At 73.4% G+C, this 25,680-nt stretch carries 27 protein-coding genes and 1 tRNA gene; 15 read left to right on the plus strand and 13 right to left on the minus strand.

The window, feature by feature from the left end; genetic code table 11:
• Window positions 1-6: 6 nt before the first annotated feature.
• The 3 genes from ACZ4V6_RS15570 to ACZ4V6_RS15580 all read right to left on the minus strand — a co-directional run bounded on the left by ACZ4V6_RS15570 (window position 7) and on the right by ACZ4V6_RS15580 (window position 2,162).
• Window positions 7-837 (minus strand): SCO1664 family protein, encoded by an 831-nt coding sequence (locus tag ACZ4V6_RS15570; protein WP_467827055.1) that lies wholly within the window; start codon window positions 835-837, stop codon window positions 7-9.
• Entirely contained in the window at window positions 801-1,391 is a 591-nt protein-coding gene (locus ACZ4V6_RS15575) for a DUF3090 domain-containing protein (RefSeq protein ID WP_467827058.1), read from the minus strand. Before ACZ4V6_RS15575 ends, ACZ4V6_RS15570 begins: the two co-directional genes overlap by 37 nt.
• Before the next feature lie 84 nt (window positions 1,392-1,475).
• Window positions 1,476-2,162, minus strand: coding sequence for a histidine phosphatase family protein (locus ACZ4V6_RS15580; RefSeq protein WP_467827061.1), 687 nt, complete (start codon window positions 2,160-2,162; stop codon window positions 1,476-1,478).
• A gap of 61 nt (window positions 2,163-2,223) precedes the next feature.
• On the opposite strand from ACZ4V6_RS15580, the gene corA reads away from it, so the two are divergent.
• A complete protein-coding gene (gene corA, locus ACZ4V6_RS15585; protein WP_467827064.1) occupies window positions 2,224-3,219 on the plus strand; it encodes a magnesium/cobalt transporter CorA in 996 nt (331 codons plus the stop codon).
• 19 nt (window positions 3,220-3,238) lie between these two features.
• On the opposite strand, the gene ACZ4V6_RS15590 is transcribed toward corA, so the two are convergent.
• The gene (locus ACZ4V6_RS15590) at window positions 3,239-4,027 is read right to left on the minus strand and encodes a ferritin-like domain-containing protein (protein ID WP_467827067.1); all 789 of its coding nucleotides are present in this window, start codon (window positions 4,025-4,027) and stop codon (window positions 3,239-3,241) included.
• 253 nt (window positions 4,028-4,280) lie between these two features.
• Entirely contained in the window at window positions 4,281-5,336 is a 1,056-nt protein-coding gene (locus ACZ4V6_RS15595) for an LLM class F420-dependent oxidoreductase (RefSeq protein ID WP_467827069.1), read from the minus strand.
• Between the two features lie 112 nt (window positions 5,337-5,448).
• Between ACZ4V6_RS15595 and ACZ4V6_RS15600 the strand changes: the two genes are divergently transcribed.
• Window positions 5,449-6,435 carry an aldo/keto reductase gene (locus tag ACZ4V6_RS15600; RefSeq protein ID WP_467827072.1) on the plus strand — a complete coding sequence of 329 codons (987 nt, stop codon included), beginning with the start codon at window positions 5,449-5,451 and terminating at the stop codon, window positions 6,433-6,435.
• A complete protein-coding gene (locus ACZ4V6_RS15605; protein ID WP_467827075.1) occupies window positions 6,432-8,792 on the plus strand; it encodes a helix-hairpin-helix domain-containing protein in 2,361 nt (786 codons plus the stop codon). The genes ACZ4V6_RS15600 and ACZ4V6_RS15605 overlap by 4 nt, the downstream gene beginning before the upstream one ends.
• A gap of 87 nt (window positions 8,793-8,879) precedes the next feature.
• Here the strand turns inward: ACZ4V6_RS15605 and ACZ4V6_RS15610 are convergent, their stop codons facing one another.
• Complete coding sequence (locus ACZ4V6_RS15610; protein ID WP_467827077.1) at window positions 8,880-9,602, minus strand: hypothetical protein; 723 nt, start codon at window positions 9,600-9,602, stop codon at window positions 8,880-8,882.
• Window positions 9,603-9,649: 47 nt separating this feature from the next.
• Here ACZ4V6_RS15610 and ACZ4V6_RS15615 point away from each other — a divergent pair, with 47 nt between their 5' ends.
• Window positions 9,650-9,838, plus strand: coding sequence for a DUF5703 family protein (locus tag ACZ4V6_RS15615; protein ID WP_027758838.1), 189 nt, complete (start codon window positions 9,650-9,652; stop codon window positions 9,836-9,838).
• Between the two features lie 87 nt (window positions 9,839-9,925).
• Here the strand turns inward: ACZ4V6_RS15615 and ACZ4V6_RS15620 are convergent, their stop codons facing one another.
• The 3 genes from ACZ4V6_RS15620 to ACZ4V6_RS15630 all read right to left on the minus strand — a co-directional run bounded on the left by ACZ4V6_RS15620 (window position 9,926) and on the right by ACZ4V6_RS15630 (window position 12,523).
• On the minus strand, window positions 9,926-10,636 hold the full coding sequence (locus tag ACZ4V6_RS15620; RefSeq protein ID WP_467827079.1) for a chaplin: 711 nt from the start codon (window positions 10,634-10,636) through the stop codon (window positions 9,926-9,928).
• A 162-nt stretch (window positions 10,637-10,798) separates the two neighbouring features.
• Window positions 10,799-11,032 carry a chaplin ChpH gene (chpH, locus tag ACZ4V6_RS15625; RefSeq protein ID WP_467827081.1) on the minus strand — a complete coding sequence of 78 codons (234 nt, stop codon included), beginning with the start codon at window positions 11,030-11,032 and terminating at the stop codon, window positions 10,799-10,801.
• A gap of 165 nt (window positions 11,033-11,197) precedes the next feature.
• Window positions 11,198-12,523, minus strand: coding sequence for a M20/M25/M40 family metallo-hydrolase (locus ACZ4V6_RS15630; RefSeq protein WP_467827084.1), 1,326 nt, complete (start codon window positions 12,521-12,523; stop codon window positions 11,198-11,200).
• A gap of 186 nt (window positions 12,524-12,709) precedes the next feature.
• Here ACZ4V6_RS15630 and ACZ4V6_RS15635 point away from each other — a divergent pair.
• Window positions 12,710-12,797 (plus strand) — tRNA-Leu (locus ACZ4V6_RS15635).
• A 70-nt stretch (window positions 12,798-12,867) separates the two neighbouring features.
• Window positions 12,868-13,242, plus strand: coding sequence for a YchJ family protein (locus ACZ4V6_RS15640; protein ID WP_467827087.1), 375 nt, complete (start codon window positions 12,868-12,870; stop codon window positions 13,240-13,242).
• Window positions 13,243-13,248: 6 nt separating this feature from the next.
• On the opposite strand, the gene ACZ4V6_RS15645 is transcribed toward ACZ4V6_RS15640, so the two are convergent.
• Window positions 13,249-13,950 carry a FadR/GntR family transcriptional regulator gene (locus tag ACZ4V6_RS15645; protein WP_467827090.1) on the minus strand — a complete coding sequence of 234 codons (702 nt, stop codon included), beginning with the start codon at window positions 13,948-13,950 and terminating at the stop codon, window positions 13,249-13,251.
• Window positions 13,951-14,080: 130 nt separating this feature from the next.
• Between ACZ4V6_RS15645 and ACZ4V6_RS15650 the strand changes: the two genes are divergently transcribed.
• Together ACZ4V6_RS15650 and ACZ4V6_RS15655 are read left to right on the plus strand one after the other, a co-directional pair.
• Complete coding sequence (locus ACZ4V6_RS15650; protein WP_318217875.1) at window positions 14,081-14,608, plus strand: gluconokinase; 528 nt, start codon at window positions 14,081-14,083, stop codon at window positions 14,606-14,608.
• A gap of 112 nt (window positions 14,609-14,720) precedes the next feature.
• Window positions 14,721-16,118 (plus strand): GntP family permease, encoded by a 1,398-nt coding sequence (locus ACZ4V6_RS15655; RefSeq protein WP_467827093.1) that lies wholly within the window; start codon window positions 14,721-14,723, stop codon window positions 16,116-16,118.
• A gap of 96 nt (window positions 16,119-16,214) precedes the next feature.
• Here the strand turns inward: ACZ4V6_RS15655 and ACZ4V6_RS15660 are convergent, their stop codons facing one another.
• Both ACZ4V6_RS15660 and ACZ4V6_RS15665 read right to left on the minus strand, forming a co-directional pair.
• Window positions 16,215-17,759 carry an APC family permease gene (locus tag ACZ4V6_RS15660; protein ID WP_467827095.1) on the minus strand — a complete coding sequence of 515 codons (1,545 nt, stop codon included), beginning with the start codon at window positions 17,757-17,759 and terminating at the stop codon, window positions 16,215-16,217.
• Window positions 17,760-17,794: 35 nt separating this feature from the next.
• Window positions 17,795-18,742 (minus strand): tetratricopeptide repeat protein, encoded by a 948-nt coding sequence (locus tag ACZ4V6_RS15665; RefSeq protein WP_467827096.1) that lies wholly within the window; start codon window positions 18,740-18,742, stop codon window positions 17,795-17,797.
• 279 nt (window positions 18,743-19,021) lie between these two features.
• Between ACZ4V6_RS15665 and ACZ4V6_RS15670 the strand changes: the two genes are divergently transcribed.
• From ACZ4V6_RS15670 to ACZ4V6_RS15685, 4 genes are all read left to right on the plus strand, one after another.
• Window positions 19,022-19,915 carry a DMT family transporter gene (locus ACZ4V6_RS15670; RefSeq protein ID WP_467827099.1) on the plus strand — a complete coding sequence of 298 codons (894 nt, stop codon included), beginning with the start codon at window positions 19,022-19,024 and terminating at the stop codon, window positions 19,913-19,915.
• A 35-nt stretch (window positions 19,916-19,950) separates the two neighbouring features.
• Window positions 19,951-20,466 carry an NUDIX hydrolase gene (locus ACZ4V6_RS15675; protein WP_467827101.1) on the plus strand — a complete coding sequence of 172 codons (516 nt, stop codon included), beginning with the start codon at window positions 19,951-19,953 and terminating at the stop codon, window positions 20,464-20,466.
• Between the two features lie 628 nt (window positions 20,467-21,094).
• A complete protein-coding gene (locus ACZ4V6_RS15680; protein ID WP_467827103.1) occupies window positions 21,095-21,487 on the plus strand; it encodes a YidH family protein in 393 nt (130 codons plus the stop codon).
• Window positions 21,484-21,825 (plus strand): DUF202 domain-containing protein, encoded by a 342-nt coding sequence (locus ACZ4V6_RS15685; RefSeq protein ID WP_467827105.1) that lies wholly within the window; start codon window positions 21,484-21,486, stop codon window positions 21,823-21,825. The genes ACZ4V6_RS15680 and ACZ4V6_RS15685 overlap by 4 nt, the downstream gene beginning before the upstream one ends.
• A gap of 14 nt (window positions 21,826-21,839) precedes the next feature.
• Here ACZ4V6_RS15685 and ACZ4V6_RS15690 read toward each other — a convergent pair whose 3' ends face one another.
• On the minus strand, window positions 21,840-22,814 hold the full coding sequence (locus tag ACZ4V6_RS15690) for an NADP-dependent oxidoreductase (RefSeq protein ID WP_467827106.1): 975 nt from the start codon (window positions 22,812-22,814) through the stop codon (window positions 21,840-21,842).
• Between the two features lie 73 nt (window positions 22,815-22,887).
• Here ACZ4V6_RS15690 and ACZ4V6_RS15695 point away from each other — a divergent pair, with 73 nt between their 5' ends.
• From ACZ4V6_RS15695 to ACZ4V6_RS15705, 3 genes are all read left to right on the plus strand, one after another.
• Window positions 22,888-23,184 carry a hypothetical protein gene (locus ACZ4V6_RS15695; RefSeq protein ID WP_467827109.1) on the plus strand — a complete coding sequence of 99 codons (297 nt, stop codon included), beginning with the start codon at window positions 22,888-22,890 and terminating at the stop codon, window positions 23,182-23,184.
• 177 nt (window positions 23,185-23,361) lie between these two features.
• Complete coding sequence (locus tag ACZ4V6_RS15700; RefSeq protein WP_467827112.1) at window positions 23,362-24,387, plus strand: phosphotransferase family protein; 1,026 nt, start codon at window positions 23,362-23,364, stop codon at window positions 24,385-24,387.
• Between the two features lie 6 nt (window positions 24,388-24,393).
• The gene (locus tag ACZ4V6_RS15705) at window positions 24,394-25,608 is read left to right on the plus strand and encodes an acyl-CoA dehydrogenase (protein ID WP_467827114.1); all 1,215 of its coding nucleotides are present in this window, start codon (window positions 24,394-24,396) and stop codon (window positions 25,606-25,608) included.
• The last annotated feature ends 72 nt before the right edge of the window (window positions 25,609-25,680 follow it).

Consider the following 25,680-nt stretch of genomic DNA (forward strand, 5'->3'; position numbering starts at 1 on the left):
CGGTTCCTACACCGGCGGCCAGGGGATGGCCGGCCATTCCCCGCCCGGTTCCGGGTGCCTCCCGGACTCCAGGAGGGCGTCGACACGCGCGCGCGTGGCGTCCAGTTCGGCGGGGGTGATCAGCTCGCCGAGCCGGGCCGCCAGCGGTGCGCCGTCCCCCAGGGCCTCCCGGAGGGCGTCGAGCGCCGCCAGGGCCTCCGTGGTCAGCGGGTTGCCCGCCCAGCCCCACAGGAGCGTGCGCAGCTTGTTCTCGGCGTGGAACGTCACCCCGTGGTCGATGCCGTAGAGCCGCGCCCCCGCCGCGGGCAGCAGGTGGCCGCCCTTGCGGTCGGCGTTGTTGACGACGGCGTCCAGGACGGCGAGCCGGCGCAGCCGCTCGTCGTCGGCGTGCACGAGCAGCGCCGTGCGGCCCTCGCCGACCTCGGCGAACGCGACGGCCTTCCAGCCGGGGCCGGGCTCCTCGGCCTCCACCAGGGCGAGCAGTTCCGACTCCGGCACGGCGTCGATCCACAGCTGGACCATGCCCTCGCCGTACGGGCCGTCGCGCAGCACGGTGGGCGGCACGAGGCCCCAGCCGGTCGCCTCGGAGACCTCGTACGCGGCGACCTCGCGCTGGGCGAGCGTGCCGTCCGGGAAGTCCCACAGGGGGCGCTCCCCCGCCACGGGCTTGTAGATGCAGGCCGCCTCGCGACCCTCGTGAGCCACCGTGCAGTACAGCGCCGCGTTGGACGCCTCACGGATGCGGCCGCGCACGGTCAGCTCGCCCCGGGCGAGCAGCTCGGCGGTCGCCGCGTCGGTGGTCACGCTCCGCGGCGGTATCCGTTCTGGCGCGGACATACGTGTCCTTCCGGGTCGAGCGGGAGGCTGCACAGCGGGCACGGCGGCCGCCCGGCGTTGACGACGTCGAGGGCGCGCTTGGCGAAGGCCCTGGCCTGCGCGCCGGTGAGGCGGACCCGGAGCATCGGGGGGCCGTTCTCCTCGTCCTGGAGGAGCCGCTCCTCGGCCTCGGCCAGATCCTCCTCGGACTCGGCCTCGATCTCGACCAGGGCCTGCGCCTCGATGATCATGCACTGGTCCTCGCCGTCCCAGGCGAGCGCCATGGTGCCGACCCGGAACTCCTCCTCGACGGGGGTCTCCAGCGGCGCCGTGTCGGCGATCTCCGTGGGGGCCACGGCGGGTACGACGGTGCTGCCGCCGCTGCGCCGCACGACCTCGTCGAGGAGTTCGTCCATGCGTTCGGCGAGCGCGGCGACCTGGGTCTTCTCCAGTGCCACGCTGGTCACCCGGGAGCCGGCGATGGCCTGGAGGAAGAACGTACGGCGTCCGGGAAGCCCGACCGTGCCGGCCACGAAACGATCCGGGCGGTCGTAGAGGAACACCTGACGGGACACGTCCTGTCTCCATGGGAAGTCGGGGGAAGCGGGAATCGGGGGGCGGTCACTGCTGCGATCGCTTCACCCTACTGCGGCCGACGATCACGGTGCGCCCGCACCACCACCGACCGGGGCGTCGCCCTCCGCGGGTTCCTCGCGCGGCGCCAGGGAGGCGAAGTCCCCGGTGTCGCCGAGGCGGACGAGGAACGGCCGCAGCCGGGTGTAGCGGATCGCGGTGACGGAGCAGGGCTCGACGGAGATGCGCTGGAAGAGGTCGAGGTGGAGGCCGAGCGCCTCCGCGACGAGGGACTTGATGATGTCGCCGTGGGAGCACATGAGGTAGACGGCGTCGGCGCCGTGGTCGCGCTCCACGCGCGCGTTCCACTCGCGTACCGCCTCGGCGGCGCGGGTCTGCATGGCGCGCATCGACTCGCCGCCGGGGAACGCCGCCGCGGAGGGGTGCGCCTGCACGACCTCCATCAGGGGCTCGTCCTTGAGTTCGGCGAGCTTGCGGCCGGACCAGTCGCCGTAGTGGCACTCCCCGATCCGTTCGTCGGTGTGCGCCCGCAGACCGGGGCGGGCGTCGAGCAGGGGCCGGATCGTCTCCTGACAGCGCTGCAGCGGGCTGGCGACGACCTCGGCGAGCGGCAGTCCGGCGAGCCGCCCGGGCAGCGCGGCGGCCTGGGCGGCCCCGCGTTCGTCGAGGGCGACGCCGGGCGTCCAGCCGGCGAGCAGCCCCTCGGTGTTGGCGGTGGAACGTCCGTGCCTAACCAGGATCAGCGTGGGCATGCGGCCAGGGTAGGCGCACGAGGCGGTGCGAGGGCGACGGGGTGAGAGGAGACTGCGTTCGGTGATCGTCGACTGTGCTGTCTACCGGGGCGGGCGCCGGACGGACGGACCCGAGGACTTCTCCGACGCGCTCGGCGAGGCGCGGGAGGCGGGCGGCTTCGTGTGGATCGGGCTGCACGAGCCGACGGAGGAGGAGTTCGACCTGGTCACACAGGAGTTCGGGCTCCACCCCCTGGCCGTGGAGGACGCCCTGAAGGCACACCAGCGGCCCAAGCTGGAGGTGTACGAGGACTCGCTCTTCGCCGTCCTCAAGCCGGTGGTGTACGAACCGGAGAGCGACACCGTGTCCACCGACGAGATCATGGTCTTCCTGGGCGACGCGTTCGTGGTCGTCGTCCGGCACGGCGAAGGCGCTCCGCTGAAGGCGGTGCGGCAGCGCCTGGAGCACGAGCCGGAACTGCTCGGCAAGGGGCCCACCGCCGTGCTGTACGCGATAGCGGACGCCGCCGTCGACCACTACCTGGACGTGGCGGTCGAGCTGCAGACCGACCTGGAGGAGCTGGAGGCGGAGGTCTTCTCACCGGAGGGCGGCGGGTCCCGGCACACCGCGTCCCGGATCTACAACTTCAAGCGGCAGGTCCTGGAGTTCCGCCGCGCCACCGGGCCGCTGGCGCCGCCGCTGGCCCGGCTGGCCGGCACGGGGGCGTTCGGCGCCGGTGTGCCGTTCGTGAACGACAGGGCCCGTCCCTTCTTCCGGGACGTGAGCGACCACCTCACGCGCGTGAACGAGTCGGTGGAGGGACTGGACCGGCTGGTCTCGGACATCCTGTCGGCGCACCTGGCGCAGACGGGCGTCCGGCAGAACGACGACATGCGGAAGATCTCCGCGTGGGCGGCCATGGCCGCCGTGCCGACGATGCTCGCGGGGGTCTACGGCATGAACTTCGAGCACATGCCGGAACTGCGCTGGGTGTGGGGCTACCCGGTGGTGATCGTCGTGATGGCCGTGCTGGAAGTGCTGCTGTTCCGGACGTTCAAGCGGCGGGGCTGGCTGTAGCGCGGCGGGTGCCGGCCCCTCAGGCGAGTTCGGGGGCCGCGGTCGCGGGTCCGCCCAGCGCGTCGCGCCGCTCGGGCGTCCGCAGGGTCACCATCCGGCGCCAGCCGGCCAGCCGCTCGTAGGCGTACGTCGCGTGGATGCCCGCCGCGAGCAGCGCCGACCTCGCCCGCGACCAGCCGAGCAGACGGCCCATGCGGGCCATCACCGCGAGGCTGACGTCCCGGTGGACGCGGATCTCGGCGTGGGCGCACTCGCGCAGCGTCCGCCGGATGTGGCGGCCGTGTCCGGCGGCGGCGTAGCGCAGCAGTTCCTCGTGGGAGTAGGCGAGGTGGTTGTCCTCGTCGGCCGAGATCACGCGCACGGCCCGTCCCAGGTCGGGATGGTCCGCGAAGTGCTTGAGGAGCAGCGCCATCTGCTCGGCCGCGCGCTGCTCGGTGACCCTGCTGTGCGCGAGGTAGGTGATGACGTCCCGCACGGTCAGGGACCGGTCGGCCTTGAGCTTCTCGTGGGCGAGGCCGATGCCGTGCCGCTCCAGGAGCATGGTGTAGTCGGTGTCGGGGGGCACCTCGACGGGTTCGAGGCCGCGCTTCCTCAGCAGGGCGTTGAAGATCCGCCCGTGCTTGTCCTCGTCCGCGCCGTGCCGGGCGATCTTGGGGGCGAGGGAGCGTTCGCTCTCGGGCACCAGCGCCGCGATGCGCGCGTTCTCCCAGCCGCCCTGCGATTCGCCGCTGGCGGCGATGGAGCAGAAGAGGCGGAACGTCTCGTCGTTGTCGAGGATCTCCTGGAACAGGCTCTTGACCGAAAGCATCGCCGGCACCTCTCTGCCTCCGCAGGGTCCCGCGGATCCGTGGATTCCGTGGATTCCGCAAAGAACGAGTCAAGTGCGGGACGCGGGACACGGCAACAGGTGCGACGGACGAGTCCGCCGAACGAAGGAGGGCGCGCGTGCGGGAGGGCGTAACCCCGTGCGCGCGGACGCGTTGTTCCGCGTGACGGCCGTGGCGGGGAAGACCCCCGAGCCCCCACCACGGCCGCAGGGCCCTTCAGGACGCGCGCCGCCCTCAGGCGAGCCCGGCGCGCTCCAGGGCCTCGGTGCCGGCGCGGAGCGCGGCGATCCGCTCGTCCAGGGTGAAGCCCGCGGGAGCGAGGGTCAGCGTGGTGACACCGGCGGCGGCGTACGCCTTCATCCGGTCCGCGATCCGGTCGACGCTGCCGAGCAGGGTGGTCCGGTCGATCAGGTCGTGCGGTACCGCCGCGGCGGCGCCCTGCTTGTCGCCGGACAGGTACCTGTCCTGGATCTCGGCGGCCTCGCGCTCGTAGCCCATGCGCTGGGCGAGCTGGTTGTAGAAGTTCTGCTCGCGGCTGCCCATGCCGCCCACGTAGAGCGCGGTGTAGGGGCGGAAGGTGTCGGCGAGCGCGGTGACGTCCTTGTCGTCGCCGAGGGCGAGCGGCAGCGTGGGGACGACGTCGAAGCCGTCGAGGGTCTTCCCGGCCTTCTCGCGCCCGGCGCGCAGGTGCCGGATCGCGGTCTCCTCCAGGTGGTCGGCGGACGGGAAGATGAGCAGGGCGCCGTCGGCGATCTCGCCGGTCTGCTCCAGGTTCTTCGGGCCGATGGCGGCGATGTACAGCGGGATGTGCTCGCGCTGCGGGTGCACGGTCAGCTTGATCGGCTTGCCGGGGCCGCCGGGCAGCGGCAGCGTCCAGTGCCGCCCCTCGTACGACAGCCGCTCCCGGGTCATCGCCCTGCGCACGATCTCGACGTACTCGCGGGTGCGGGCGAGCGGCTTGTCGAACTTCACGCCGTACCAGCCCTCGGAGACCTGGGGCCCGGAGACACCGAGGCCGAGGCGGAACCGGCCGCCGGAGAGGGAGTCGAGGGTGGCGGCCGTCATCGCGGTCATGGCCGGCTGGCGGGCGGGGATCTGGAAGATGGCCGAGCCGACGTCGATGCGCTCGGTCTGCGCGGCGACCCAGGTGAGCACCGTCGCGGCGTCCGAGCCGTAGGCCTCGGCGGCCCAGCACACGGCGTAGCCGAGCCGGTCGGCCTCCTTGGCCACGGCCAGGTTGTCCGCGTCCATTCCGGCACCCCAGTAGCCGAGGTTGATCCCGAGCTGCATGGCCGATTCCCCTTACCGATCAGTAACGTCTGTGGTGCCCCGACCCTAGCGCGCGCACCCGGTCGTCCACAGGCCCCCACGGCGCAAGCCGTGGCCAGTAATGTCGGCGTTCATGGAGCAGAGGCATCTCGGCCGCACCGGCCTGCGCGTGTCCCGCATCGGGCTGGGCACCCTCACCTGGGGCAGGGACACCGACGAGCACGACGCGGCGGACCTTCTGAAGACCTTCTGGGAAGCGGGCGGGACGCTCGTCGACACCGCGGACGTGTACGGCGACGGGGAGGCCGAGTACCTCCTCGGCCGGCTCATGGAGGGCCTGGTGCCGCGCCGGGACCTGGTGATCTCGACCAAGGCGGGCAGCGTCGCGGACCCCGACCGCCGCTCCGACGGATCGCGCGGCCACCTGCTCTCCGCGCTGGACGCCTCCCTCGCCCGGCTCGGCACGGACCACGTCGACGTGTGGCACCTGCACGCCTTCGACCCGCACACACCGCTGGAGGAGACGCTGCACGCCCTCGACGTGGCGGTCGGCAGCGGCCGCGCCCGCTACGCCGGGGTCTCCGGCTTCTGCGGCTGGCAGCTGGCCAAGGCGGCGACCTGGCAGCTGGCGGCGCCGGACGTGCGCAACCGGCTGGCGAGCACGCAGGTGGAGTACTCGCTGCTGCAGCGCGGCGTCGAGCGCGAGGTGCTGCCGGCCGCCCTGGACCTGGGCATCGGTCTGCTGCCCTCCTCGCCGCTGGGCCGGGGGGTCCTCACGGGCAAGTACCGCAAGGGCGCGGCCCCGCCGGGCTCGCGGGGCGCCTCGGAGCACCTGGCCCCCTTCGTCGAGCCCTACCTCGACGACACGGCCGGTCACATCGTGGACGCGGTGGCGACGGCGGCGGACGGGCTCGCGGTGACCCCGCTCCAGGTCGCCCTGGCCTGGGTCCGGGACCGGCCCGGGGTGGTCGCCCCGGTCATCGGCCCGCGCAACGCGCAGCAGCTCACGGCGGCGTTGTCAGTGGAGGCCCTTAGTCTTCCTGACGAGATCCGCCGGGCGCTCGACGACGTGTCGGCGCCCGTGCACCGCTATCCCGATCACGACTGGAGCACGCTGTGAGCACGCAGCCCGAACCCGCCGAGGACACCGCGGACGCCGTGGACGCCGAGCCGGGGACACCGGGCGCCGCGCAGGGGGCCGAGCCGAGCGACGCCGTGGACGGCGCCCCGTCCGGCGGCGGGGCCGCCGACGCGGAGGCTGCCGGGGAGCCGCTGGCCCGCAAGCCCGGCGTCACCGATGCCGAGGACACCGCCGGGGAGGGCGAGCCGCCGGCCGCTGAGGACGCGCCGCAGGCCGGGGACGGCGCCGGTGCGGCGGGGGAGGGCACGGCGGCCCAGCTGTCCGAGGCCGAGGCCGAGCTGGCCGCCCAGCGGCTGGAGCGGGAGCGGATCGAGCGGCGCAAGGCCGAGAAGCGGCAGCCGATCGACAGCGGCGGCAAGCTCAGCGGCACGGCGGCCGAGCTGCTCGCCGCCGTGCGCGCCGTGGAGAGCGGCGAGAAGCCGGCCGCCGCGGGCTCCGGCGGGTCCCGGCCCGCGGCGCCCCGCCGCCCCGCCCCCGAGCCGGTACGACGCCCGCAGCCGACGCCGGCCGGTCCCGCCGCCGTGCCCGCGGGACCCGCGCCGGAGACCGTCCGGGCCGTGCGGCGCGTCCTGGCCGAGGGTGGCGCTCCCGAGACGCTCGCGCCGCAGGCCGCCGCGCTCCTCGGCGAGGAGGCGGAGCAGTCGCTGCGAGCGGACCCCTGGCAGCTGCTGCGGGTCACCGGGGTGCGGCCGGAGCAGGCCGACGGGTTCGCCCGGGCGCTGCTCGGCGCGGAGTGCGGCCCGGACGACGAGCGGCGGGGACGTGCGGTCACCGTCTGGCTGCTGGAGCAGGCGGCCCTGTCCGGGCACACGGCCCTGGAGCTGCCGCGGCTCACGGCCGCGCTGGCCCAGCGGGGCGTGCCGGACCCCGACGCCGCCGTGCAGAGCACCCTCGCCGAGGGCGAGGCCCTGGTCTTCCAGGACGCCCTGGAGGAGGCCGGTGTCCGCCCGGGCGACGCGGGGGCGGAGGGGACGGACGAGGCCGAGGCCGAGGAGCGCCCGGTGCGGGTCCTGGTCGGCCTGGAGCGGTACGCGCTCGCGGAGGAGAGCCTCGCCGACGGCCTGGCCCGGCTGGTCGTCTCGGTGCCGAAGCAGGGCGGCGCGGCGGAGGACTGGGAGCGGGCCGCCGCGTCCGCGCGGGGTTCCGCCGCCGACCTGATCCGTGCGGTCGCGGAGCACGGGCTGGTCCTGCACACCGGCGGGGAGGCGTCCCTGGCCGAACCGGCGGCCCTGCTGCGTGCCGCGCACGGCCTCGGGCTGCGCGCCTGGGCCGCCGCGCACGGCCCGCTCGGCCGCGACCGCTTCGCCGCCCTGTCGGCCGACCGGACGGCGGCGCCGCACCCGGACTCCCCCGCACCGGACGACCCGGCCCCGGACGACCCGCGCGTCGTCACCCTGGCCGGGCTGCTGGCCGGGTCCGAGGGGCCCGGGCGGGACGCGGACGGCGCGCTGGACCTCGATCTGCTCGTCGTGCTCGACGCGCCGCAGGTGGACGTCGAGACGGGCGCCCTGCTGGCGGAGTCGCTGCCCGACGGGGCACGGCTGGTGCTGGCCGGCGACCCGGGCGTGCTGTGGTCCGTGGGGCCGGGGCGGGTCTTCGCGGATCTGCTGGCGGCGCGGATCTGTCCCCAGGTCGCCTCTCGGCGTCCGGACCCGGGCCCGCTGGGCGAGCTGGTCTCCGGCATCGGCATCGGCGAGCTGGGACAGGTCGAGGCGCCCGGCAAGGAGGTCGTGATCGTGCCCGTGCGGGACGCGGGCGAGGCCGTGCACCGGACCGTGCAGCTCGTCGCGGACTCGGTGCCGCGCGCGATCGGCGTCCCCGCCGAGGAGACCCAGGTGATCACCCCGGGCCACGGCGGCGCGGCGGGCACGCGGGCACTCAACGCGGCCCTGAAGGAGCGGCTGAATCCGGGCCCCGGCCGCTTCGGCGGCTTTGACCCCGGCGACCGCGTCGCCTACTCCCCCGTGCCGGGCCGTACGCTGCCGGGCCGTGTGGTGAAGGCCGACGCCGACGGACTGCACCTGTCCTGCGCGGGGGAGACGGTCGTCGTCCCCAGGGAGCGGCTGGAGCGGACCGTGCGGCACGGCTGGGCGCTGACCGCGCACCAGGCGGTCGGCGGCCGCTGGCCCGCGGTGGTCGTGGTCCTGCCCGGCGACGCCGCGCAGGCGCTCAGCCGCCCGTGGGTCTACACGGCGTTCGGGCGGGCCGCCCGTCACCTGTCCGTGGTGCACGGCGTGGACCAGGCGCTGCCCCGCGCCGTCGCCGAGGTGCGGGCCAGACCGCGGACGACCCGGCTGCCGGCGCTGCTCGCTCCGCAGGTCCCGGTGAGCGGCTGAGCCGCGGGGCGCGGGCGCCCCGCACGGATACGACGGCGGCGGTCGCGGGGACGCACCCCGTGACCGCCGCCGTGCGTGGTGGGCCGCTCAGCGGTCCGCCCGCAGCCGCTCCGGCTCGTCGTCCTCGTCCTCGTCGGGCTCCTCGTCCAGGTCCGTGTCGAGGTCCTCCTCCAGGTCCGGCACGTCGTCATCGTCATCGTCGTCGAACTCGTCGTCGAAGACCGCGCTGACGTCGAAGCGGCAGACCACCCGCTGGGAGTCGACCTGGTCGAACGGTGCCTCCAGCCACTCGCCCGGTTCGGCGCTCTCGTCCGAGGCCGTCACCCAGAGCGTGGAGTCGCCCTCCTCCAGGCCGAACTCCTTGTGCCGGGAGGCGATCTCGTCCGCCTCGAACTCGCCGAACAGGATGCCGAGCGCCCCGTGGACCGTGCCGGAGACGTCCGCACCCACGTCCGCATCGTCGCCGGCCGCCTCGATCCGCCGCGCCTGGGCCATCAGCCGTTGCGGCTCCGCCACCGCGTAGTCGCGGCGGATCAGCACGCTCAGCGCGTTCGGTTCCTCGGGGCCGGTGTACGGCGGCGTCTCGTCGGCGCCGGGGATCTCGAAGGGGGTCACCTCGTCATAGCGGTCGTAGAGCAGTTCGTCGTACGCCTCCGCGGCCGCGGCCAGCTCGTTGAACGCCTGGTAGACGGCCGGGTCGTCCTCCCCCGACCGGCGTTCGACCGCGGCCAGGTGGCGGTCGAGCGCGGTCTTGACCGCCTCGGCGGCGGCGCGTACCTCGGCAGCGGTGGGCTGCGCAGCATCAGACATAGTGCAGACGCTATCCGTACCGGGCCCCAGCCCGCACAATAGATGCGATGCCGGAATACGAATTTGTCGACGTGTACGTGCCTCGCGGGGTCTCCCGCAAGGAGACGACCCGTCTGCTGACCGACCACGCCGAGTACGGACACTGGGAGTTGTACCGCCTGAGCCTGCTGCGCGACGGCAGCCGCAGGGTGCGGTTGCGGCGGCGGATCATCCGCCAGGTGCGCGCCACCTGGTGACCGGCGCCCGGGGCGGCCCGGGCGCCGGTGAGAGAACCGGAGCGGGCCCCGCCGTGCGGGGTCCGGTCGGTGTGCCGGTCCGCCGTGTCAGGCCGAGGCGCGCGCCTTGCGGTAGAGCATCGTGCCCGCGAGCAGCATGCCCGCGCCCACCGGCAGGGCGAGCCCCAGCGGCAGTTCGCTGCCGGTCTCGGCGAGCTGCGCGTCGCTCCGGGGCGGGGCGACGGCCCGGGCACCCGGCTGGTTGCCGTGCGAGGAGCCGCCCGGCGTCTCGTCGCCCGGGGTGGCGGGGGTGCCCGGGTTACCGGGTTCGCCGGGGTTACCGGGTTCGCCGGGGTTGCCCGGCGGGGTGGTGTGGTCTCCGCCACCCTCGTTGGCGCAGTCGTTGCCCGTGGCCGGGTTGAGGGCGCCGACGACGTCGACCGTGTTGCCGCAGACGTTCACCGGCACGTGGACCGGCACCTCGACGTGGTTGCCGGAGATGATCCCGGGCGAGTCGGTGGCGTGGCCGCCGGCCTGCGAGCCCCCGTGCGAACCGCCGTGGCCGCCGGAGCCGCCGCCCCGGTTGGCGCACGCGTTGCCCATCGCCGGGTTGAGGACGCCGACGACGTCGACCGTGTTGCCGCAGACGTTCACCGGCACGTGCACGGGCGCCTGCACCGTGTTGCCGGACAGTACGCCGGGTGAGTCCGAGGCGGATCCGTGCGCCCCCGAGTCGGCGTGGGCGGCGCCGCCCACGGCGGCGAGCACGCCGGTGGCGGCCGCCATCGTCATCAGGCCCTTGCGGGTGACCTGTCGCATTTCCGCATTCCCTGTCTTGCCGTAGTCCCGTAGCGCCGGGAATTCCGTCGTCCCGGCACTGGTGCACGCTGGATGTCCTTTGTCCCAAGGCCGCGGCCCCGGAAGCGCATGGCGCGCGCTCCGGGGCCGCGGACTCGGTCCCTCACGGGGCGGGACGCGACGTCACTTGTTGACGCACACGTTGCCGAAGGCGGGGTTCAGCAGGCCGATCACGGAGATCGTGTTACCGCAGACGTTCACCGGAACGTGGACGGGAACCTGGACGACATTGCCGGAAACGATGCCCGGGGAGTGGGCGGCGACACCCTGCGCACCGGAATCGGCGGCGGCCACGCCCGCACCCGCGAGAACCAGACCACCGGTGGCGACCGCAGCGGCGGCGACCTTCTTGAGCATTATTCCTCCTAGTTGGCAAAGGCGATCCGAGATTGCCGATCGCATCACTTGTAACGAGGAAGGAGTAATGAGGCTACGAGCTTATGAGCGCATTCACCCTTCCCGGTAAGCGTCCGCACGGACGGTCGAATACGGGAAGGGTGAAGCCTCGTTCCGGCGGGCCGTTCAGGACGCGTCGATGAACCTGTCGAGCACTCGCACGCCGAACCGCAGGCCGTCCACCGGCACACGCTCGTCGACGCCGTGGAACATGCCCGCGAAGTCCAGCTCCGGAGGCAGCTTGAGCGGCGCGAAGCCGAAGCCGCGGATGCCGAGGTCGTCGAACGACTTGGCGTCCGTCCCGCCGGAGAGCATGTACGGGATGGCCTTCGCGGCCGGGTCCTCCGCCACCAGCGCGGACTGCATCGCGTCCACGAGGGCTCCGTCGAAGGTGGTCTCGACGGCCTTGTCGGAGTGGACGTCCTCGCGCCGCACGTTCGGCCCGAGGATCCGGTCGAGGTCGGCGAGGAACTCCTCCTCGTGTCCGGGCAGGAACCGTCCGTCGACGTGGGCGGTCGCCTCGCCGGGGATGACGTTGACCTTGTAGCCCGCGCCGAGCTGCGTGGGGTTGGCGGTGTTGCTCAGGGTCGCGCCGATGAGCTTGGCGATGCCGCCGAGCTTGGCGAGCGTCCCCTCCATGTTCTCGGGGTCCAGCTCGGTGCCGAGGGCGTCGCCCAGTTCGTCGAGGAAGGCCCGGGTGGTCTTCGTGACGCGGACGGGGAACCGGTGCCGGCCGAGGCGCGCGACGGCCTCCGACAGCTCGGTGATGGCGTTGTCGCGGTGGATCATCGACCCGTGCCCGGCGGTGCCGGCCACGGTCAGCTTCATCCAGTGCATGCCCTTCTCGGCCGTCTGGATCAGGTACAGCCGGCGCTGCTCGCTGACGGTGAAGGAGAAACCGCCCACCTCGCTGATCGCCTCGGTGACGCCCTCGAAGAGGTGCGGGTGGTTGTCGACCAGGTGGCGCGCGCCGTACGTCCCGCCGGCCTCCTCGTCGGCGAGGAACGCCAGGACGATGTCCCGCGGGGGCTTGCGGCCGCTGCGCATCCGGTCGCGGACGACCGCGAGGGTCATCGCGTCCATGTCCTTCATGTCGACGGCGCCGCGTCCCCACACGCACCCGTCGGCGACCTCGCCGGAGAAGGGGTGGTGGGTCCAGTCGTCCGCGTTGGCCGGGACGACGTCGGTGTGGCCGTGGATGAGCAGCGCGGGCCGGGACGGGTCCTCGCCCTCGATCCGGGCCACCGTGGAGGCGCGTCCCGGGTGGGACTCGAAGATCTGCGGCTCGAGGCCCACCTCGGCGAGCTTCTCGGCGACGTACTCGGCCGCCTCGCGCTCTCCGGGGCCCGAGTGGTCGCCGTAGTTGCTGGTGTCGATCCGGATCAGCTCGCGGCAGAGGTCGACGACCTCGTCCTCGCCGGTGACGCTCCTGGCCGTGCCCGACTCGCTCACGTGCTTCCTCCCGCTGTCACTGCTGGTGGGTCCCCCTCATCCTCCCCCTCCGGCCGCCGGGGCCCAAGACCGGACCCGGCCCGTCACACGCCGTTCACGCCGGGACGGGGGGTGATCGGGCACCCCCGAAAGCCTGGTAATGTTTACGTCGTCGCCGCGGGGAACACCCCGCACGACAGACACCTTGTCCGGGTGGCGGAATGGCAGACGCGCTAGCTTGAGGTGCTAGTGCCCTTTATCGGGCGTGGGGGTTCAAGTCCCCCCTCGGACACCAGACGAGACCCCTGCTGAGCAGGGGTCTTCTGTTTTTCCGGGGCGGCGTCCGAGGGGGCACAATGGCCGCCATGACCACGCGTTCCTGCCCGTGCGGGCTGCCCGAGGCGTACGAGAAGTGCTGCGGCCGTTTCCATGCGGGGGCGGCGTCCGCGCCGAGCGCCGAGGCGCTGATGCGTTCGCGGTACAGCGCCTTCGTGAAGGGCGACGCGGGGTACCTGCTGCGGACGTGGCACCCGAGGACGCGGCCGGCGCGTCTCGACCTGGACCCGGGGACGCGGTGGACCGGGCTGGAGATCCTGGACACGGCCGACGGGTCCGCGTTCCACTCCACCGGCACGGTCACCTTCCGCGCCTCGTACCGCGGCGGCTCGCTGCACGAGCGGAGCCGGTTCGAGCGGGTCGACGGGGCGTGGGTGTACGTCGACGGGGAGTTCCTCGCCTAGGCCCCGCTACGGCGCCAGGATGTCCAGTTCCTGGAGGGCCCCGACCGTGATCTCGCGGGTCAGCCGCTCGGCGCGCTCGGCGTCCCGGGCACGGACGGCCTCGGCGACCCGGACGTGCAGGGTGACGGCGGCCGGGTCGGGGTCCTCGAACATCACGTCGTGGTGCGTGCGGCCGGCCAGGACCTCGGCGACGACGCCGCCGAGGCGGGCGAACATCTCGTTGCCGGACGCGGTCAGGATGACGCGGTGGAAGGCCACGTCGTGGAAGAGGTACCCCTCCAGCTTGTGGCCGCGCGAGTTGGCCACCATGCCGAGCGCGCACTCGGTGAGCTCGGCGCACTGCTCCGGGGTGGCGTTCCTGGCGGCCAGTCCCGCCGCGACCGGTTCGACCGCCGACCTCAGCACGGTCAGCGAGCGCAGCTGGCGCGGGCGGTCGGCGCCGGCCAGGCGCCAGCGGATGACCTGCGGGTCGTAGACGTTCCACTCGCACTCGGGCAGGACGGTCACGCCCACGCGGCGGCGCGACTCGACCAGGTGCATGGACTCCAGCACGCGGACGGCCTCGCGCATCACGGAGCGGGACACCTCGAAACGCTGCGCCAGCTCGTCCGTGCGCAGGACGCTGCCCGCGGGGTAGTCGCCTGCGGTGATCGCGGGGCCGAGGGTGTCCAGTACGCGGCCGTGCAGCCCCCGGCCCGGTGTGCTCATGCACTCAGCGTACGGGGCGCGTCACGGGAACAAAAAGTCAGACTTATACATCACACACTCTTGAATTCGTCGTACCTAATAGGTTTCAGTTGCCTGGACATCACGTGTCGACGAAGACAGCGAGAGTGCGATGCAGCAACTGCACACCCCCCATGTCGTCGTGGTCATGGGCGTGGCGGGCACCGGGAAGACCACCATCGGTCCCCTGCTCGCGGCCCGGCTCGGCGTTCCCTACGCCGAGGGCGACGACTTCCACCCGCCGGCCAACATCGCCAAGATGACGGCCGGGACCCCGCTCACCGACGAGGACCGCTGGCCCTGGCTGGACGCCATCGGCGGCTGGGCGCACGGGCGGGCCGGGCTCGGCGGGGTGGTGAGCAGTTCGGCGCTCAAGCGGTCGTACCGCGACCGGCTGCGGGCCGCCGCTCCCGGCGTCGTCTTCGTCCACCTCACGGGCAGCCGCGAGCTGATCGAGGACCGGATGTCGCACCGCGAGGGGCACTTCATGCCGACGGCCCTGCTCGACTCCCAGTTCGCCACGCTCCAGCCGCTGGAGCCGGACGAGGCGGGGGTCGCGGTGGACGTCGCCGGCAGCCCCGAGGAGATCACCGAACGGGCGGCGAACGCCCTGAAGGCCCTCCCCGAACCGGCCCTGTGACCCGGCGGCCCGGTAGCGGGCCGTCCCCCCACGACCTCCCCCGGGGCCGTGCCACCACCGGTGCGCGCGGCCTCGCCCTCCCCCGAATCCCCATCACCGCAAGGGAATCACCGTGACCAGACTCAGCGTCGAGATGCTGGCAGCGGACACCGCCGAGCCCATCACCTCGGCCGGCCACGCCCAGCTGGGCATCGCCGTGTTGTTGGGCATCGCCGTCATCGTCCTGCTCATCACCAAGTTCAAGCTGCACGCCTTCCTGTCCCTGACCATCGGGACGCTGGCGCTCGGCGCGTTCGCCGGGGCCCCGCTGGACAAGGTCATAGCCAGCTTCACCGCCGGGCTGGGCTCGACGGTCGCGGGTGTCGGCGTCCTGATCGCCCTCGGCGCGATCCTCGGCAAGATGCTCGCCGACTCCGGCGGCGCCGACCAGATCGTGGACACCATCCTGGCCAAGGCGAGCATCCGGTCGATGCCGTGGGCGATGGTGCTGATCGCCTCCGTCGTGGGGCTGCCGCTGTTCTTCGAGGTCGGCATCGTGCTGCTGATCCCGGTGGTGCTGATGGTCGCCAAGCGCGGCAACTACTCCCTGATGCGCATCGGCATCCCGGCGCTGGCCGGTCTGTCCGTGATGCACGGTCTGGTGCCGCCGCACCCCGGCCCGCTGGTCGCGATCGACGCGCTCGGCGCCAACCTCGGCGTGACCCTGGCGCTCGGTGTCCTGGTCGCGATCCCGACGGTGATCATCGCCGGCCCGGTCTTCTCGAAGTACGCGGCCCGCTGGGTGGACGTCCCCGCCCCCGACCGCATGATCCCGCAGCGCGCCTCCGAGACGCTGGAGAAGCGCCCGAGCTTCGGCGCCACCCTCGTCACCATCCTGCTGCCGGTCGTGCTGATGCTCGCCAAGGCGCTCGTCGACATCATCGTCGACGACCCCGACCAGCTGGTGCAGCGCGTCTTCGACGTCGTCGGCTCGCCGCTGATCGCCCTGCTCGCCGCCGTGATCGTGGGCATCTTCACGCTGCTGCGGCCCGCCGGCTTCGCCAAGGACCGCGTCTCGGGCCTGGTCGAGAAGGGGCTCGCGCCCATCGCGGGCATCCTGCTGATCGTCGGCGCGGGCGGCGGCTTCAAGCAGACGCTGATCGACTCCGGCGTGGGCCAGATGATCCTGGAGATCTCCGAGGACTGGTCGATCCCGGCGCTGCTGCTGGCCTGGCTGATCGCGGTGGCGATCCGGCTGGCGACCGGCTCGGCGACGGTGGCGACCGTCTCGGCGGCCGGTCTGGTCGCACCGCTGGCGGCCGACATGTCGACGACCCACGCGGCCCTGCTGGTCCTGGCCATCGGCGCCGGCTCGCTCTTCTTCAGCCACGTCAACGACGCCGGCTTCTGGCTGGTGAAGGAGTACTTCGGCCTGGACGTCGGCCAGACCATCAAGACCTGGTCCCTCATGGAGACGATCATCTCGGTGGTCGGAGGCGGTCTGGTCCTGCTGCTCTCCCTGGTGCTGTAGCGGTACGACGGCCGTGTCCCGCACGGCCACGACGACGGCGCCCGTTCCCGGTCCACCGGGGGCGGGCGCCGTCGTCGTGCGTACCGCTCGCGGGGCTCAGGACACCTCGTCGGCCGCCCTGTCCAGCCGGAAGGCCTCGTTGCCCAGGCCGATGCGGGCGTGCCGCTCTGGCGCGCGGGCCCGCAGGACCAGGCCCTGCACCAGGCCGCCGGCCGCGGCGAGGCCGATGACGCCGGGCAGGATCCAGCTCAGGGCCGAGCCGGGGCCGGCGCCGACGAGGACGTCGAAGTCCTTCACCGTGTACCCGGCGATCACCAGCAGGGCGAGGCCCGCGACGGCGGAGGTCGCCAGGCGGACGCCCTGGGGGCCGGCGGCGCCGCGGCGGACGAAGAAGGCGACCACGGAGAACGAGGCCGCCGCCATCAGCACGATCACCCCGAGGGCACCGATGTTGCCGCCCCAGGTGAACAGGTGCAGGACCGGCTCGGTCGGGTCGCCGGCCGGCCCGTCGTCGGCGATCGCGAAGCCGGCGACCACGACGGCGGACACGGCGGTCTGGAGCAGCGAGCCGGTGCCGGGCGCGCCGCTGGTGCCGCTGGTGCGTCCGAAGGCGGCGGGCAGCAGGCCCTCCCGGCCCATGGCGAAGGCGTACCGGGCGACGACGTTGTGGAAGCTGAGCAGGGCCGCGAACATGCCGGTCACGAACAGCACGTGCAGGACGTCGGTGAAGGTGGAGCCGAGCCGTGACTCGGTGAGGAAGAAGAGCAGTCCCGCGCTCTGCTCCTGCGCGGTGCCGACGATCCGGCCGGGGCCGGTGGCGACGGTCAGGGCCCAGCTGCTGAGCGCGAAGAAGACGGCGACGCCGCCGACGGCGAGGAACATCACGCGCGGCACCAGGACGTGCGGCCGGCTGGTCTCCTCGGCGTACACGGGCGCCTGCTCGAAGCCGAGGAAGGCGGCGATGCAGAAGCACAGGGCGGTCCCGACTCCCGCCCCGGTCAGTGTGCCGGGGTCGAAGGCGTGCAGCGACAGTCCCTGGGGGCCCGGATCGGCGACGGCGGCGACGTCGAACACGACGACGAGCACCACCTCGATGAGCAGCAGCACACCGAGCACGCGCGCGTTGACGTCGATCTTCAGCCAGCCCAGCGTGCCGACCGCGAGCACGGCCAGCAGCGCGGGGATCCACCAGGCGACCTCGAGGTCGGCGTAGGTGGCGAGGAGACCGGAGACCTCGAAGCCGAGGATGCCGTAGATGCCGACCTGGAGGGCGTTGTAGGCGACCAGCGCGACGAGGGCGGCGCCCGCGCCGGCGGTGCCGCCGAGGCCGCGGGAGATGTACGCGTAGAACGCGCCCGCGTTGTGGACGTGGCGGCTCATCTCGGCGTAGCCGACGCTGAACAGGATCAGCACCACGCCCAGGATCACGAAGAGCAGCGGTTGCCCGACGATGCCCATCACCGCGAACGTGGTGGGCATGACCCCGGCTACCACCATGAGGGGCCCGGTGGCGGCGAGGACGGACAGGAGCAGGCCCCCCGTGCCCAGCCGGTCCGCGCGCAGCGCCCGCTCCTCCCCCTTGAAGGTGCTGATGCCGCCGTCGCTCGTGGATCCGGTCGTGCGCGAACTGCCCGTGGCCATCGGGGGAACCGTCCTCACTGTGGGGTGTCGGGGTGTCAGGTCGTGCCCAGCGCGACGGCGCGGGCGGCACGGAAGGCGGGGTACGGGTCGCGGTCGGGGTACGACCACGGGGCGGGCGTGGCGTGCTCGCCGATGCGGTGGAACAGGGCGGCGGCCTCGGCGCCGCGGCCCTCGCAGGACTTGGCGTGCGCGAGGAAGTTGAGGTCGACCAGGCGGCGCGGATGGCCGTCCTGCTCCCACTCCAGCCACCAGTCGAAGGCCGCCTTCATCACCAGCCGGGCCCGGCGGCCGGCCCAGTGGCCGGACGCCCGCGGGTCGGCGGACAGGTGTCCGGCGGCGGCCAGCACCCGGTAGCGCTCGGCGTGCGCGACCACCGGCAGGACGGCCAGCGGGGAGTCGGCGGGGGCCTGTTCGGAGGCCCAGTCGGCGAAGTCGTAGGCCTCGTGGAACGGATCCGGGGCGTCGTCGCGGCGTTCGGCGAGCCGGGCCACCATCAGATGGTGGGCGTGGTGGTGGTCGGCGTACCGGACGCGCACCTGTTCGAAGGCGCGGACGACCTCGCCGTCCGTGCCGAGCGCGCGCTCCAGCAGGAGCAGTCCGAGCCAGGGCGTGGGATCGGCGGGCACGAGCGCCGCGGCGTCCCGGCACGCCTCCCGGGCCCTGTCCGGCTTCTCCTTCCCGCGCAGGGCGCGGTGGACGAGGGCCAGGGAGAGCAGGATGCGGGCGTCGGCGGAGTCGGGCTCGGCGAGCAGCCACTCGCGGGCCCAGGCGGCGCAGTAGGTCTCCCTGGCGAGGACGGTGACCCGGTGCCCGCGGCGGTCCCAGTCGTCCCCCGTGTGGACGAGCAGGGAACGGGCGGACTGCCAGCGCCCCTGGGCCAACGCGCTCCGTGCGGTGACGAGTTCGGCGTCGTCGAGCGCTTCGTCGAAGGACCGGGCCGTGCGTCTGCGGCCGCGGCCGAGGGGAGGCGGGGGTGGGGGCACCGCGGGAACTTCCTCACGCGACCCGGTCGGTCGTCGTAGCCGGTTTGCCATGCACTGATCACGCACAGCAAACCGGCAGCCAAGGCTTGACGTCAAGGCCCGCAGCGTCGTTACACGCGTCAACTGCCCTTGAAAAAGGGGAACTTGTGACGCGGGTCGTCGGGTCCCGACGGTGCCGGACACCCGGATGCGGGCACTCGCCCGGCGCACCGGACCCGCCCGCACTAGAGTCGGTTCCCACGCACCCCGTGGCCCGGCCTGACGATCGAGGTACGCAGCGTGTCGGTTCTGGTTCTGGTTCTCGCCGTGAGCGCCGCGTGCTGTCTGGGCTTCGGGTTCGTCCTCCAGCAGAACGCCGCCCAGCGCGCCCCGCTGGGCGACTTCCTCTCCCCGCGGCTGCTGCTCGACCTGATGCGGGTGCCCCGCTGGCTGGGCGGCACGGGTCTGATGGCGGCCGGGATGGTGATGGGCGCGATCGCGCTGGCCGACGGCGAGGTCACCCTGGTCGAGCCGCTCCTCGCGACGAACCTGCTCTTCGCCCTGGCCCTCTCCCGCGCACAGACCCGGCAGCCGCTGGGCCGCCAGGGCTGGGCGGGCCTCGCCCTGCTGGCCGGCGGGGTCAGCGCGTTCATCGTGGCGGGCGAGCCGCGCGGCGGCAGCACGGTGACCGACCCCGTACGCCACTGGGTCGTCTTCGGCGTGGTGCTCGGCCTCGCCCTGCTGCTCACGGCGTGTGCCGGCCGGGTACGGCTGACCTGGGGACCGGCGCTGCTGGCGCTGGCCGCGGGGCTGGTGTACGGGGTGCAGGACGCGCTGACCCGGGTGAGCGGGCAGCGCTTGTCGGCGGGCGGCCTGACGGGGCTGCTGACCGGCTGGCAGCCGTACGCGGTGCTGGGGCTCGGCGTCACCGGCCTGGTCCTGGTGCAGAGCGCGTTCGAGACGGCGCCGCTGCGCAGGTCGCTGCCCGCCCTGACGGCGGCTCAGCCGCTCGCGGGCATCGCCTGCGGGGTCGGTTTCCTCGGCGACCGGCTGCGGACCGACGCCGGGGCGCTGGCGTGGGAGGCGGGCGGTCTCACGGCGGTGGTGACGGGCATCGTGCTGCTCGGAATGCATCCGGCGATGCCGCAGGGCACGGGCGAGCGCGACCCGGCGCGGGACCTGCAACGGCGCTGACGCCGGCCCCCGTCGGCCGCTGCTTGGATGGGGTCATGAGCGCTGACGAGATCCTCGACATCGTCGACGAGAACGACCGGGTGACCGGGCAGGCCCGGCGGGGTGACGCGTACGCCCGGGGGCTGCGCCACCGCTGCGTGTTCGTGCGGGCCCGGGACGCGCGGGGCCGCGTCTTCGTCCACCGCCGCACGCCGACGAAGCTGGTCTTCCCGTCCCTGTACGACATGTTCGTCGGCGGGGTGGTGGGCGCGGGTGAGTCCTACGACGACGCGGCGTCGCGGGAGGCGGAGGAGGAGCTGGGGGTGCAAGGGCTCGCGCGGCCGGAGTTCCTCTTCAAGTTCCTGTACGACGACGGGGCCGGGCGGACGTGGTGGTCGGCGGTGTACGACGTGCGCGTCACCTCGCGCGTGGCCCCGCAGGTGGAGGAGGTGGCGTGGTGGGGGTTCCTGGAGGAGACGGAGGTGGAGCAGCGGATCCGGGAGTGGGAGTGGGTGCCGGACGGGTTGGCGGCGTATGCGCGGCTGCGGGCTTGGCGGGGGGAGGGTGGGTGAGGTGACCCTGCGTCGCAGGAGTGCCCGGCGTGGGTGTGGGGCGGGGGTGGGCGCGCGCCCCGCGCTGCCGGGTTGCCTCCCCCACTCTCGGCTTCGCTCGAGCGGGGGGACCCCCACCGCCCACCCGTGCCGCCCCAGCGGCACGACTGCCCCCAGCTGGGACGGCGGCGCACGGCGGCTGCCCCCAGCTGGGACGGCGGCGCACGGCGGCTGCCCCCAGCTGGGACGGCGGCGCACGGCGGCTGCCCGCAGTTGAGCGGGGACGGCGGGTCAGTCGCGTACGGCGGGAAGGGGACGTGTCGGGGGGTGTCCGCCCGCAGCGGTTGGCGCGTCAACGCCCCGCCTGCTGGTCAGCACCCGATTCCGCGCCGTTCCGAGGACGGACACCCCCCGGCGCGGCCCCGACCCACCAGCGGACCCAAGGCGCTACGCGCACCCCCACCGAACCCGCACAGGCGCCGCAGGCACCCCGCACCCCCACCACACCCGCACAGGCCGCCGCAGGCACCCGCGCACCCCTACCGGAGCCGCAGAGGCGCCGCAGGCACCCGCGCACCCCCACCGAACCCGCACAGGCCGCCGCAGGCACCCCGTCCACGCGCCGCACGTCGCCCGATAGGGTCCCCGCGTGATCGCATTCGTACAGAATCTCCGGCTCTGGTTCGCGCCCGAGGAGGTACGCCAGGAAGGCGGGACGCCCGACTACCGGTTCTCGCTGGCCAACGAGCGCACCTTCCTCGCGTGGCTGCGCACCGCCCTCGCCCTGATCGGCGGCGGATTCGCGGTGGACCAGTTCCTGCCCGACCTGCGCTGGGGCTGGCGGGTCGGACTCGCCCTCGCGCTCCTCGCGGCCGGCGTCCTGTGCTCCCTGCGAGCCGTCAACCACTGGGTGCGCTGCGAGCGGGCCATGCGCCGCGGCGAGGACCTCCCCGTCTCCCGCTTCCCGGCGCTGCTCAGCCTCGTGGTCGCCGTGGTCGCCCTCGTCATGGTCGTCGTGGTCCTCGCCGGGTGGGAGGGATGAGCGCGGACCCCGGCCCCCGCCCCGGCACCGCACCGGAACGGGACCCCGGGCTCCAGCCCGAGCGCACCCGCCTCGCCTGGCGCCGCACGACCCTGTCCGGCACCGTCGTCACCGTGCTCGCCGCGAAGGCCGCGCTGCACGGCGGCCCGACGCCCTCCGCGGTCGTCGCCGCGGCGCTGTGCTGCGCGCTCTGGCTGGTCCTCCTGTACGTCGCCCACCGCCGCATCGGCGCCCTCGCCTCGACGAGCAGGCCCCGGGTGATGGCCCCCGGCGACGCCGCGGCGGCCGCGCTGTGCACGGTGGGACTGGCGGTGTGCGGCGCGGTCCTCGTCCTCTAGGTCCTCTAGGTCCTCTAGGTCCTCCAGGGCCTCCCGGACGCGTCCGGCGCTCCCTCCGCCTCCCCGCTCACCGTCACCACGATCTTCCCCCGCGTCCGCCCTTCCTCGCTCCGCCGGTGCGCGTCCGCCGCCCGCTCCAGCGGGAACGTCTCCGCCACGTGCACGGCGATCACCCCCTGTTCCGCCAGTCCGGTCAGCCGCAGCAGGTCCTCCGCGTCGGGGCGTACGAAGAAGTACCGCCCGCCGTAGCCGACGGCGTCCGGGTCGGCGATCGACACCAGACGCCCCTCGGTGGCCAGCAGGTTCGCCGAGATCCGCAGCGTCTCGCCGCCGACCGTGTCGAACACCGCGTCCACCCCCTCGGGCGCCAGCCCCCGCACCCGTTCGGCGAGACCCTCCCCGTACACCACCGGCTCCCCGCCGAGATCCCGCACGTAGTCGTGGTTGCGCTCACTGGCCGTGCCGATGACCCGCGCGCCCAGGTACCGGCCCAGCTGGACGGCGACGGAGCCGACCCCGCCCGCGGCGGCGTGCACGAGGAGGGTCTCGCCCCGCTTGACCCGCAGGGTCTTCACCAGCACCTGATAGGCGGTCAGCCCGGTCAGCGGCAGCCCGGCCGCCTCCTCGTACGAGAGGTTGCGCGGCTTGCGCGCGAGGGTGCGCACGGGCGCCGCCACGTACTCGGCGAAGGTCCCCCGGGAGAGGAAGTCCTCGCGGACGTAGCCGATCACCTCGTCCCCGACGGCGAACTCCGTGACGGACGCGCCGGGCTGCACGACGACCCCCGCCACGTCCCATCCCGTGACCACCGGGAACACGGGCTCGAGGAGCGCGTCGAGGTGGCCCTCGCGGCACTTCCAGTCCACGGGATTGACGGCGGCGGCCCGCACCTTCACCAGCACCGAGTCGGGTCCCACCCGCGGATCGCGGACGTCTCCGTACTCCAGCACCTCGGGGCCGCCGTACCGCGCGTAGCTGATCGCCTTCATGGCTTCGACCCTCTGGGGTACTCGGACGTGACGCAAGCCGAATGTACTGATATGCACCGTTAAGGTGATCGCCATGACCACCCTCCACCAGGAACACACCGCGCACGACCACGCCCACGGCCCGGCCTGCGGCCACACCGAGGTCCCGCACGGCGACCACGTCGACTACGCGCACGACGGGCATCTGCACCGGGAGCACGGCGGCCACTGGGACGAGTGCGAGACCTCGGGGCACACGGCCCACGAGAGCCACGACCACCGGCACGGCGAGGACTGCGGGCACGCGCGCGTGCAGCACGGCGACCACGTGGACTACCTCCACGACGGCCACCGCCACGCCGCCCACGACGGCCACTGGGACGACCACTGACCGACGGGCCGCACCCGCTCCCGCACCCGCTCCCGGGCACCCGACAGCTCCCCGCGCCCCCGCGCCGGGAGCTGTCGGCCTAGGGTGGCCCCGATCACGTTCCACCCACCCACTGGACGCCATACCGACCGGTCGGCATCATGAGTCGGGTATCGTTCGCCTGCCCGAGGAGCGCCGATGAGCCCCGACCACCCGCCCGGACTCGATCTCGACCGGTTGCGTGCCCTGCTCGCCCGCGAGCGGCCCGGCCTGGTGAACGGCCCGTTGTCCGGCCGGCTGATCGAAGGCGGTCGTTCGAACCTCACCTACGCGATCTCGGACGGCGCCTCGAGGTGGGTCGTGCGGCGCCCCCCGCTCGGCCACGTGCTGGCCACCGCGCACGACATGAGGCGCGAGCACCGGGTGATCGACGCCCTGCACCCGACGGACGTACCGGTGCCGCGCCCGGTGCTGCTGTGCGAGGACGAGGAGGTCCTCGGAGCGCCCTTCTACGTCATGGAGTTCGTCGAGGGCACCCCGTACCGCACCGCCGGCCAGCTCGCCCCGCTCGGCCCCGAGCGCACCCGGGCCGCCGTGCTGAACCTGGTCGACACGCTCGTCGGACTGCACGCGGTGGACCCCGCCGAGGTGGGCCTCGGGGACTTCGGCCGCCCCGAGGGCTTCCTGGACCGCCAGCTCCGCCGCTGGGCCAAGCAGCTGGACGCCTCCCGCAACCGCGACCTGGCCGGCATCGACGAGCTGCACGCCACCCTCGGCCGGGAGCTGCCCCGCTCCCCCGCGCCGACCGTCGTGCACGGCGACTACCGGCTCGACAACGTCCTGATCGGCGGCGAGGACGACGAGATCAGGGCGATCCTCGACTGGGAGATGTCCACGCTCGGCGACCCGCTCACCGACCTCGGTCTCCTCGTCATGTACAGCCGGCCGCTCGGCATGCCCGACTCCCCCGTCTCCACCACGGCCCAGGCACCCGGCCACCCCGCCCCCTCCGAGCTGATCGAGCGGTACGCCGAGCGCTCGGGGCGTGACGTGTCCTCGGTCGCCTGGTACACGGCGTTCGCCTGGTTCAAGCTCGCCGTGATCCTGGAGGGCATCCACTACCGCTACACGCTGGGCCAGACGGTCGGCCGCGGCTTCGACCGCATCGGCGAACTCGTCCCCGTCTTCATCGAGCACGGCCTGACCACCCTCCAGGAAGGCTGAACCGCCATGGACTTCGCGTTCGACGCACGCACCGAGGAACTCCGCGCCAGGCTGCTGGCCTTCATGGACGAGCACGTCTACCCGGCCGAGCAGGTCGCCCACGAGCAGCGCGCCCTCCTCGCCTCCCCCTGGGACACCCCCCAGGTCGTGGAGGACCTCAAGGCCGAGGCCCGCCGCCAGGGCCTGTGGAACCTCTTCCTGCCCGACGCCGAGTACGGGGCGGGACTGACCAACCTCCAGTACGCGCCGCTCGCCGAGATCACCGGCCGCAGCCCGCAGCTGGCGCCGACGGCGACGAACTGCGCGGCGCCCGACACCGGGAACATGGAGGTGCTGGCCCAGTTCGCCGACGAGCGGCAGAAGAAGCAGTGGCTCGAACCCCTGCTCGCCGGTGAGATCCGCTCGGCGTTCGCGATGACCGAGCCGGACGTGGCCTCCTCGGACGCCACGAACATCACCACGCACATCGAGCGCGACGGCGACGAGTACGTCGTCACGGGCCGCAAGTGGTACATCTCCGGGGCGATGAACCCGGACTGCCGGATCTTCATCGTGATGGGCAAGACGGACCCGGACGGCGAGGACATCCGCCGCCAGCAGTCGATGGTGCTGGTCCCGCGCGACACGCCGGGCGTGACCGTGAACCGGGCGATGCAGGTCTTCGGTTACGAGGACCACTACCACGGCGGCCACGCCGAGGTGACCTTCGACCACGCGCGCGTACCGGTGTCGAACCTGATCGGCGAGGAGGGCGGCGGCTTCGCCATCGCCCAGGCCCGGCTCGGTCCCGGCCGGATCCACCACTGCATGCGGCTGATCGGCATGGCCGAGCGGGCGATCGAGCTGATGTGCCGCCGCGCGACCTCCCGCACGGCCTTCGGCAAGGCGCTGGCCCAGCAGGGCGTCGTGCAGAACTGGATCGCGGACGCGCGGGTCACCGTCGAGCAGCTGCGGCTGCTGGTGCTGAAGACCGCCTGGCTGATGGACACCGTCGGCAACCGGGGCGCCCACACCGAGATCCAGGCCATCAAGATCGCCACACCGCGCGCGGTGGTCGGCATCCTCGACCGGGCGATCCAGCTGCACGGCGCGGGCGGCGTGAGCCAGGACTTCCCGCTGGCCGAGCTGTACGCCGGTGCCCGCACGCTGATGCTCGCCGACGGTCCGGACGAGGTGCACCAGCGCTCGCTGGCGCGCCGGGAGATCAAGAAGTACCTCTAGCGGGAGCGTCTCCGGCGGAAGTTCCCCTAGTAGCCGCCGGAGTAGTGATGGTCCGTGTGCACGAGAGCACGG

The sequence above is a fragment of the Streptomyces sp. NPDC029152 genome (genome assembly GCF_055564355.1).

Bases quoted from the DNA above. Each gene is read 5' to 3' on its own strand.
- ACZ4V6_RS15570 (WP_467827055.1), bottom strand. From the start codon at position 837: ATGTCCGCGCCAGAACGGATACCGCCGCGGAGCGTGACCACCGACGCG.
- ACZ4V6_RS15650 (WP_318217875.1), top strand. From the start codon at position 14,081: ATGCAGCAACTGCACACCCCCCATGTCGTCGTGGTCATGGGCGTGGCG.
- ACZ4V6_RS15700 (WP_467827112.1), top strand. From the start codon at position 23,362: ATGAGCCCCGACCACCCGCCCGGACTCGATCTCGACCGGTTGCGTGCC.
- ACZ4V6_RS15580 (WP_467827061.1), bottom strand. From the start codon at position 2,162: ATGCCCACGCTGATCCTGGTTAGGCACGGACGTTCCACCGCCAACACC.
- ACZ4V6_RS15675 (WP_467827101.1), top strand. From the start codon at position 19,951: ATGAGCGCTGACGAGATCCTCGACATCGTCGACGAGAACGACCGGGTG.
- ACZ4V6_RS15610 (WP_467827077.1), bottom strand. From the start codon at position 9,602: ATGTCTGATGCTGCGCAGCCCACCGCTGCCGAGGTACGCGCCGCCGCC.
- ACZ4V6_RS15690 (WP_467827106.1), bottom strand. From the start codon at position 22,814: ATGAAGGCGATCAGCTACGCGCGGTACGGCGGCCCCGAGGTGCTGGAG.
- ACZ4V6_RS15645 (WP_467827090.1), bottom strand. From the start codon at position 13,950: ATGAGCACACCGGGCCGGGGGCTGCACGGCCGCGTACTGGACACCCTC.
- ACZ4V6_RS15660 (WP_467827095.1), bottom strand. From the start codon at position 17,759: ATGGCCACGGGCAGTTCGCGCACGACCGGATCCACGAGCGACGGCGGC.
- ACZ4V6_RS15595 (WP_467827069.1), bottom strand. From the start codon at position 5,336: ATGCAGCTCGGGATCAACCTCGGCTACTGGGGTGCCGGAATGGACGCG.
- ACZ4V6_RS15685 (WP_467827105.1), top strand. From the start codon at position 21,484: ATGAGCGCGGACCCCGGCCCCCGCCCCGGCACCGCACCGGAACGGGAC.
- chpH (WP_467827081.1), bottom strand. From the start codon at position 11,032: ATGCTCAAGAAGGTCGCCGCCGCTGCGGTCGCCACCGGTGGTCTGGTT.
- ACZ4V6_RS15695 (WP_467827109.1), top strand. From the start codon at position 22,888: ATGACCACCCTCCACCAGGAACACACCGCGCACGACCACGCCCACGGC.
- ACZ4V6_RS15600 (WP_467827072.1), top strand. From the start codon at position 5,449: ATGGAGCAGAGGCATCTCGGCCGCACCGGCCTGCGCGTGTCCCGCATC.
- ACZ4V6_RS15640 (WP_467827087.1), top strand. From the start codon at position 12,868: ATGACCACGCGTTCCTGCCCGTGCGGGCTGCCCGAGGCGTACGAGAAG.
- ACZ4V6_RS15705 (WP_467827114.1), top strand. From the start codon at position 24,394: ATGGACTTCGCGTTCGACGCACGCACCGAGGAACTCCGCGCCAGGCTG.
- ACZ4V6_RS15590 (WP_467827067.1), bottom strand. From the start codon at position 4,027: ATGCTTTCGGTCAAGAGCCTGTTCCAGGAGATCCTCGACAACGACGAG.
- ACZ4V6_RS15615 (WP_027758838.1), top strand. From the start codon at position 9,650: ATGCCGGAATACGAATTTGTCGACGTGTACGTGCCTCGCGGGGTCTCC.
- ACZ4V6_RS15620 (WP_467827079.1), bottom strand. From the start codon at position 10,636: ATGCGACAGGTCACCCGCAAGGGCCTGATGACGATGGCGGCCGCCACC.